At 45.1% G+C, this 8659-nt stretch carries 7 protein-coding genes and 1 pseudogene; 5 read left to right on the plus strand and 3 right to left on the minus strand.

The window, feature by feature from the left end; genetic code table 11:
* A pseudogene (locus tag IM319_RS11395) lies at window positions 1-340 on the plus strand (photosystem II q(b) protein); the annotation flags it as partial.
* A 599-nt stretch (window positions 341-939) separates the two neighbouring features.
* On the opposite strand, the gene IM319_RS11400 reads toward IM319_RS11395, so the two are convergent.
* Window positions 940-2325, minus strand: coding sequence for a carbohydrate-binding protein (locus IM319_RS11400; RefSeq protein WP_287735676.1), 1386 nt, complete (start codon window positions 2323-2325; stop codon window positions 940-942).
* Window positions 2326-2992: 667 nt separating this feature from the next.
* Here IM319_RS11400 and IM319_RS11405 point away from each other — a divergent pair.
* From IM319_RS11405 to IM319_RS11415, 3 genes are all read left to right on the plus strand, one after another.
* Window positions 2993-3190 carry a DUF751 family protein gene (locus IM319_RS11405; RefSeq protein WP_002737592.1) on the plus strand — a complete coding sequence of 66 codons (198 nt, stop codon included), beginning with the start codon at window positions 2993-2995 and terminating at the stop codon, window positions 3188-3190.
* A gap of 41 nt (window positions 3191-3231) precedes the next feature.
* Window positions 3232-3624 (plus strand): 30S ribosome-binding factor RbfA, encoded by a 393-nt coding sequence (rbfA, locus tag IM319_RS11410; protein ID WP_287687150.1) that lies wholly within the window; start codon window positions 3232-3234, stop codon window positions 3622-3624.
* 203 nt (window positions 3625-3827) lie between these two features.
* Window positions 3828-5408, plus strand: coding sequence for a glycoside hydrolase family 3 N-terminal domain-containing protein (locus IM319_RS11415; protein WP_287735678.1), 1581 nt, complete (start codon window positions 3828-3830; stop codon window positions 5406-5408).
* Here the strand turns inward: IM319_RS11415 and IM319_RS11420 are convergent.
* The gene (locus tag IM319_RS11420) at window positions 5405-6604 is read right to left on the minus strand and encodes a lipid-A-disaccharide synthase-related protein (RefSeq protein ID WP_287735679.1); all 1200 of its coding nucleotides are present in this window, start codon (window positions 6602-6604) and stop codon (window positions 5405-5407) included. The genes IM319_RS11415 and IM319_RS11420 overlap by 4 nt on opposite strands.
* 339 nt (window positions 6605-6943) lie before the next feature.
* On the opposite strand from IM319_RS11420, the gene tsaE reads away from it, so the two are divergent.
* A complete protein-coding gene (tsaE, locus tag IM319_RS11425; protein WP_287735680.1) occupies window positions 6944-7414 on the plus strand; it encodes a tRNA (adenosine(37)-N6)-threonylcarbamoyltransferase complex ATPase subunit type 1 TsaE in 471 nt (156 codons plus the stop codon).
* A gap of 37 nt (window positions 7415-7451) precedes the next feature.
* On the opposite strand, the gene aqpZ is transcribed toward tsaE, so the two are convergent.
* Window positions 7452-8213 (minus strand): aquaporin Z, encoded by a 762-nt coding sequence (gene aqpZ, locus IM319_RS11430; protein ID WP_287735681.1) that lies wholly within the window; start codon window positions 8211-8213, stop codon window positions 7452-7454.
* Between the last annotated feature and the right edge of the window lie 446 nt (window positions 8214-8659).

Raw genomic sequence — 8659 nt, forward strand, 5'->3', positions numbered from 1 at the left:
CGTTGCCGCTCACGGTTACTTCGGACGCTTAATCTTCCAATACGCTTCTTTCAACAATAGCCGTTCTCTGCACTTCTTCTTGGGTGCTTGGCCGGTAATCGGTATCTGGTTTACGGCAATGGGTGTTAGCACCATGGCGTTTAACCTCAACGGTTTCAACTTCAACCAGTCGATTCTCGATTCTCAAGGTCGTGTAATTGGTACTTGGGCCGATGTGTTAAACCGCGCTGGTATCGGTATGGAAGTAATGCACGAGCGTAATGCACATAACTTCCCCTTAGACTTAGCTAGTGGCCAACAGGCTCCCGTAGCTTTGACTGCTCCTGCTATCAATGGTTAATTCCTAGTCTGAACGAAAAGGCACTCCCGCGAGGGGGTGCTTTTTTGTTGTTAGAATTGGGGAACGGGGTACAAATGAAAAACGCTGCAAAATGCTGGCTCTTCTCGACTTTGTGTGATAATTTTTGCTTATGGAATCGTGAAATGCTTATCGGGCAAGACTTTTAGGGCTATTTTGCGGATATTCTATCAGTATAGACCTCGTTTCCACACATAAACCAGAAGAGCCATCTAGGTCATATTTACTATATATGACCTATCTTTTTTGGAAGTCTTTGTCTGTATTCCATGCTACATAAGCTTTTCAGCTTGCTTGTCCCCCTGTCAGCTACATATCAGGACAGGCAATAGGCGATAGGCAATAGACAAAAGGGACAATAGATAATCAGTCTTTAATAACCAGATTTAGTATCACACTCCTTGTTGTCTCTGATCAGGGGTTGTAGCTACTTTGGTTTAGCCTGAGCGGCTTAGCTTTTCCTGCGCTTTTTTTCGGCTTGAGATTTTGAGTTTTAGGGTAACTGCTTGAGTGTTTTTTGAATTACCCCTTGACAATCAAAACAGTCGCTACGAGGCGATGGAATCAAACTTAATAAATAATTAGCAAGTATAAGCATTTGATGTCCCTGTTGCTGATACACCAGTCACCACATCAACTGCGCGAATTACAGCAGGATTAACTTGATTTGGCCAACAGTTGGCCTGGAAGAAATTAGTTTTTTCCGAAAAGTGTCCCTGTGCATCTGCAAGATCTTCCGTCACATGGAATGGATTCTTTTGATTGACTAGATTCTCAACATAGAACTTGACTCTTCCACCAGGGGTAAAACCTTTACCGCTAACCCTTATGGCTCCACCAGTTTGATTCTTTGTAGTAGAAACAACGATTGATGGACTCACTGGCTTGTCCAATGATTCCCAACCCTTCCAGGGGTACACGCCATCCCACCACCTGTGGTAAACACCATTATCCATCCCACGGGCAAAAACATCAAGTCTGTCAGTTCCCCAAGAAACAACTGTAGGAGATCCTTGGATTTCGCCACCCAGGGATTCCCATCCACTCCAATTGCTAGGACTTCCATCCCCATAATTATGATGCACAGCCCCATCTTTTTGTCCGCGTATAAATACGTCTAGCCTTCCTTTAGACCATGCAACCGCAGCAGGAGGGTCAGATGTACCAGGTCTATTGGTATTAATTGGACCACCTACATCATACCAGTCTAATTGTGATGGTTTCCAGGGAAATACTCCATCCCATGACTTGTGTTTAATGCTACCATCCCACGACCGGACAAAAATATCAATCCTGTCAGCCCCCCAAGAAACAACCGTCGGCGAGCCTTTTAACGGTGAGCCACCTAGTGTTTCCCAGCCGCTCCAGTTGTCAGGATTGCCATTTCCATAGTTATGATACACATTCCCGTCTAAACCGAGTACGAAAACGTCTAAACGACCTTTAGACCATGTTACTGCGGCAGGAGGCTCAGATGTTCCACCCCCTAGAGGTTGCCAATCTAATTGTGAGGGTTTCCATCCCTTCCCATCCCACCACTTGTGGTAAATACCATTATCCAGGCCACGAGCAAAAATATCGATTCGATTGTTTCCCCAAGAAACAACCGCAGGAGAACCCAGAATCTGACCACCTAGTGATTCCCAGCCCGCTAAAGGTTTATTGTTGTTACTTCCATAATTGTGATATAGAGCACCATCGATACCGCGGGCAAAAATATCAAGTCGATTGCTAGACCATGCCACTGCAACTGGGTAATCCGTAATTACCCCCCCAAGCGGCTGCCAATCATAGTCAGATGGTTTCCATCCCGCGTTATTGTCGAACCACTTTCGATAAACACGACCATCCACACCACGAGCAAAACAGTTCAACCAAATAGGGTTTTTTACTATTGGTTCTGCCTGTCCAAACAAGCTTTTGTATTTTGTGACAATTGGACAGGGAATTGTGGCAATTTTTAACATAGGATATACATGAATTAGGAAATAAGTGTTTAATTTTAACTATTCTTGCGAACTTATTATCGAGCTTAGTATTCGACGAGCATAACTGTAATCCTAGACGGATTTTTTCCATACAACACCCAAGTTTAAGATTTTCTTAAAAATTAGAATTTATCCATCTAATCACCCTCTACCCCAGCACCGCAAGTGCAAGCCGATCTTCTCAACTGTAATCGCCGCTAAATATTTAGGATGCACATCAGGACAAACACTACATTCATAGTCGATCTCCGATCCCACTGTTGGGCTTGACGTAGGGTGGTGGCTCTTCTGGTTTCTGTGTGGAAACGAGGTCTATACTGATAGTTTCTTCCCCTATTGGTCGGGGAAATTCCCGACTCTCTCGGCAAAAATTCGATATTTGATCGCCGTCATCTGGCTATTAATTATCCTCTTTTGGTTAGCCCGCATTCAGGAATCGATCGATGCCCGTCGCAAGCTCGAAAGTAGCTGTACCCTTAACTTGATCTAGAGTAGAGTGATTCCGTATTTCTCTCCAGCCAGATAGTTATACCACTAAATAGTACAAAAGTCTAGAGATTCTGTTAAGTCTCATTAATCGGGCGGCGTGGCAGCACCGAAGCTTACTGCTATAATTGCTTACGGACAAAGATAATAAACAAAATTTATGGGCGACTTTTTTGATAACGTGAGCCGTTACCCCCGCTATCTGATTAGCTTTAGTTTAGGGATTTTCTTCGCCTTTTTCGGCTGGTTAGCCCCTTTATTAAAAAATCCCCTCACAGCGATCGCACTTGTGGGCTTTCTAGGGGGAACTTTCGCCTTTCTTTATTTCACCCTCAAAGCCATGCTCGGATTAGCTTGATACAATGGTAAGGGTTTCGCTGTTTTTAGGGGACGAAAATTATGGCTAACGATCGTCGAGTATCTCGCGTGTCCTCGCTAATTAAGCGCGAGGTCAGCCAAATGTTATTAATGGAAATTAAAGATGATCGCGTCGGCGCCGGTATGGTTAGCGTTACCGATGTGGATCTCTCCCACGACCTGCAACACGCTAAAATTTTTGTGTCTATCTACGGCAACGAAGATGCAAAGGCCGAAACTATGGCCGGTTTAAAAGCTTCTGCGGGATTCGTCCGGCGCGAACTCGGTCAACGCATCCGTCTCAGACGTACCCCCGAAGTGGTCTTCCTCGAAGATTCTTCCCTCGCACGCGGCGATCGAATGTTACACCTTCTTGATCATATTAAAAGCGATCGACCCCCAGAAGATGACGATTCCGATATCAGTGACCAGTGAACAGGATAACTAAATTTAGGCAAAACTGGGAACTTAAAACTTAAACCTGATAACTGATAACTCTCCAGAAAAGCTTTGATGTGCTTAGTTTCTAACCTTCTTTTTAGGTAGGAGAATTGCCAGATTCTGCCTTTTGCCTCTTGCATGAGTGCCTCTTGCCTTCAGAAGCTGATAACTGATAACTGATAACTGATAACTGAATAGTGAGCGATCGCATTTTATCCCTAAAAGAACGTATTGGTCAGATGATAGTAGTCCGCGCTTCCGGCTATCTCTTTGACCAACAAATCCGCTATCCTGTCTGGGAACCTGTCAACGCCACCCTGAAACATTGGTTAGAAACCCTCCACCTCGGTGGGGTGATTCTCTTAGGAGGCAGCGCCGCCGAAATCGCTTTCCGCACTCAACAATTACAAAGTTGGTCCGGCGATAATCCTCTCCTCATCGCCGCCGATATCGAGGAGGGAGTCGGCCAAAGGTTTTCCGGCGCCACTTGGTTTCCCCCCCCGATGGCTTTAGGAAAAATAGCTGAAAAAAGCTTGACAAAAGCCACAGAATATGCTATGGAAATGGGAGCAATTACGGCTAAGGAGGCTCTAGCGATCGGGATTAACTGGATTTTAGCCCCAATTGTCGATGTGAACAATAATCCCGACAATCCGGTTATCAATATTCGTTCCTTCGCTGAAACTCCTGAAATCGTCGCTAATCTAGCTCAAGCTTTTATTTTAGGGGCGGATTCCTATCCAGTTTTGACCACGGCCAAACATTTTCCAGGCCACGGTGACACCAGCAATGACTCCCATCTCGATCTTCCCATCATCAACCACGATCATCATCGCCTAGAAGCGATCGAATTGCCGCCCTTTCAAGCAGCAATCGAGTCGGGGGTTGATAGTATTATGTCAGCCCATCTGTTAATTCCCGCTTGGGATGCCGAGTTTCCCGCCACTCTTTCCTCGAAAATTCTCGGGGAAAAACTGCGCCAAAATCTCGGTTTTCAGGGTTTAATCGTCACTGATGCCCTGATTATGGGAGGAGTGACTAAAATTGCCAGTGCTGCCGCCATCGCAGTTATGGCGGTACAGGCGGGGGCCGATATACTATTAATGCCTCCCGATCCGATCGAAGCGATCGAAGCGGTGTATAGTGCCGTGCAAGCGGGTACAATTAGCGAAGCGAGAATTAATGATTCTTGGCAACGTATTCAACGAGCAAAAGAGAAATTAGGGCAAAGACAGCCCTCCTTAGAATCCTTAAGCAGTTTAGCGGCACCGCAAGCTCTAGAGATTGTTAGCGATATTTTAAAAGATTCCCAAACAGTTAGCGCTAATTTACCGATTCAAGCCACTCAAGTCCGCAATTTAATCATTATCGATGATTTACTCCACTGTGACTTTCTCGATCGCTCTTGTCCGGCGGTGACAATTCCCCGACAATGGGGTTATCAAACGCAAATTATCGACCGTAGCACCTTTAATCAGTCCCTCGTCTCCCCAGAAACGACTCTCCTACAAGTATTTATCCGTGGTAATCCTTTTCGGGGTAGTGCCGGATTAAGCGACGAAACGAAAGCTATCTATCAAGCTTTGCTGAAAACCGGACAGATTCAAGCATTGATTGTTTATGGTAGTCCCTACGTTTTCCAGTGGTTTCGTCAACAAAGCGGAGAAATTCCCCATCTTTTCAGCTATGGACAACAACCAAGCGCCCAAAAAATTGCCCTAGAAACTGTTTTTGAGTGGCCCACTAGCGGCGAAAATCGGACAGATACTTTCCTTTAAGGGCAAAAATCGTCTAGTAACCATCGGGCAATGCGATCGGAGGCACCGGCTGGTCCCATTCTCTGACGACCATTAAAGGCGATTTCTTGCCACTGTGGGGGATTTTGTAATAAATATTCTAACTTGTCCGCTACTGACTCGGCACTATCGCCTAAGAGAATTGAACAGCCTAATAAACGCTGTTGCAGTTTGGCAAAATGGGGAGTAAACTGTGGTCCGGCCCCCGCAATCGTGATCGCCGGTTTACCCAAACCGACGAACTGTTCCGTGGCAGTTCCCGCCATGGCGATCGCTAGATGGCAACGGCCTAAATATTCGGCGTAATCCGTTTGAGAAATAGTTATAAATACTTCTTGACAAATAAACTTATTTGTGCTATGTTCTCGCCAACCCCGGGAAATTAAAGCAGCCGTAAAAGATTCTAGGGGGAGAGAAGGAGCGATCGCCGCCAAAAATTCCAGCTGATAATCGGGAAAACGTCCGATAATGGCGGCCACAGCCTCGATAATTTTCTGCCAATTGTGGAGAGATTCGGGAAAGCGCGAACCGGGTAGAAGCAGAATATTTAGGCAATCTTGGGGAAAATCGCCCGTTATCGCGGGTAAAAGGTCATCCATCATCGGATTACCCCCATCGACAACGGGAATTGACCACTGTTGTAAAATTTTGCTAGTTAAACTATCCCGGGGAAAAACCCCCCGACAGCGAGGATGAGCCATTAACCAGCGTTCCCAGGGATAATAGTAGGAACCCCAGAGGCGATCGATCATCGAGCTACTATCTAACCATCCCTGCTCATCCCGGAGATAGTATTCTGATTTAGCCGTTCCCACAAAAGCATAATCTGTCTCGCTCAACCAAGCAAGGGCAAGGGGTAAGATATCTCCGACCGCGACAATTTTTCCCCCTTCTTGGCCCCAATTTCTGACCAGACGGTATTGACGAGAGGTTAATCCTAATAATCCCTCCCGTAGATCTCGCCATAATTGTTTGGCATCCCTGGTGATAAAACCCCCAGAGGGCATTTTTTGACCTCGATCGAGCAGGGGAATCCCCAGACGAGTATAAGCATAACCGTTACCCACTAGGGGTAAAGCAGTAATACCGGGACAGTGGGGAGATGATTGCAGTCTTTTAATAATCCGGATCGCGATCTCATCTTCACCGTGGCCATTACTCAAAAATAATAATTTCACTGTTCCCCTTAACTTCTGGCTTAAAGTCCTAAACTTCGGTTGTTTTATTCCCCTCGACCCTAGACAATGCTGATGGTTAGGGAACAATCAATTTTATAAAAGCAGTTAACCAACTCCCATTTAGTCTAATCTACCAGAAGGTTTCGCCGATCGCCTATCTCTGCCCTGATAGCGACCATTTGACCAAAGGTTAAGACTAAGAGATGAGAGATTAGTTTAACTGCTTCTATTTTTCTCGATCAAAAAGACCAAATTTCGCCCCCCAGAGCCAAGGGTGTCAGAAAGCTGCTCTGATCGCTATATTAAAATCAGTGATTAATTGGCATCCTAGCGGAAAAAATGATTATCGACTTACCCGATCGAGAAGCTACTGTCAATTTAGGCGAAAAACTGGGGCAAACCTTGGCCTCTGGCAGTGTAATTTTATTAAAAGGCGATTTGGGAGCGGGAAAAACCACCTTAGTACAGGGAATTGGCTTAGGATTGGGCATTCAAGAGCCTATAGCTAGTCCTACCTTCACCCTCGTTAACGAATATAACGAAGGCCGCCTTCCTTTGTATCATTTGGATTTGTATCGTTTGCAGGGTCAAGATATCGAGGCGCTGTACCTAGAAAATTATTGGCAGGGAATCGAGGTAGATTTAGGGATAGTGGCGATCGAATGGTCAGAACGTTTAACTTTTTTGCCAGACAATTATCTAGAGATTACTTTACTCGATCGAGGCGCGCAAGGACGACGAGCGCTGCTCAATTTTATCGGTGGGGACGAAAAAAATAGCGACCCCACAGGAATCGCTATCAGCACTTGACTCTTTAAGCAATCAAACTTTAGCGGTAACTTTCCAGTTATTCTCTAATTTGTCTTTCTTCTAAAGTTTCTTCAAAGAAACTATTGTAGAGGAAACCCGCAGCCACGGCCCCAACAATAGGAGCAATCCAGAATAACCATAATTGACCAACGAGAGCCATATTACCGCATAAAAGAGCAACACCGGTACTACGAGCCGGGTTAACGGAGGTATTGGTCACGGGAATGCTAATTAAGTGAATTAAGGTCAATCCTAAACCAATAGCGATGGGAGCAAAACCGGCCGGAGCGCGTCGATCGGTAGAGCCTAAAATGATGATTAAGAACATGAAGGTCAAGACCACTTCCGTGACCAAAGCGGCGAATAAACTGTAACGACCGGGAGAATGTTCTCCGTAACCATTGGTGGCCAGAGGGTTACTGCCTTCCAGAGCGAAACTGGGTTGACCACTGGCAATAATGTAGATAATTACTGCCGCTAAAATCGCCCCTAAAACTTGAGCGATGATGTAGGGAAGTAGTTCCGAACCGGGGAAGCGTTTACCTGCCCAGAGACCGAAGGAAACGGCAGGATTAAAATGTCCCCCCGAAATATGCCCTAAAGCGTAGGCAAGGGTAAGGACCGTTAAACCGAAGGCAAGGGAGACACCCACAAAAGAAATCCCCACATGGATATTAAAATCAGCACCATCTACGATACTCTTGGCTTTACCCGCAAATACTGCCGCTAAAACGGCACTACCGCAACCGCCGAGAACGAGCCAAAACGTCCCGATGAACTCTGCTAGATACTTTTTCATCTCTATATCAAGGTTGAAACATTTTACTTTCAAGTTATTTCCCATCAAACCGGATTAAACTGTTATGAGATATTAAAAAATAGTTATTTTTTTATCTTCAATTTAGCAGTCTTCACGGGAAACCTATCAGCTTTTTAGAGGTATAATACTAAAAAAAACAGTAATTTCTGCTAATTTCACACTTTCTTTAGATTTATCTTCTATCTTGATGTCTGAGGGGTTTTGGCAGTGGTTGACCCTTTCCGCCGAGTGCTAATTATGAGATGATCGATGCAGGAAGAAAAGGCGATATTTAATATCAACAATAATTAGGGCTTGCTGAATAAATCTAAAAACCTTGTTGGGTAAGACTGTTAGACCTTTTGTCAATCAAAAAGTACTGGATAGGGGAGTGATCGGGGGGAAATTTAAGCACTTTTTCCCTGAAAATTAGGTAGTTGACCACC

Origin of the sequence: Microcystis sp. M113S1 (genome assembly GCF_020246945.1) — a bacterium.
Classification (GTDB): Bacteria; Cyanobacteriota; Cyanobacteriia; order Cyanobacteriales; family Microcystaceae; genus Microcystis.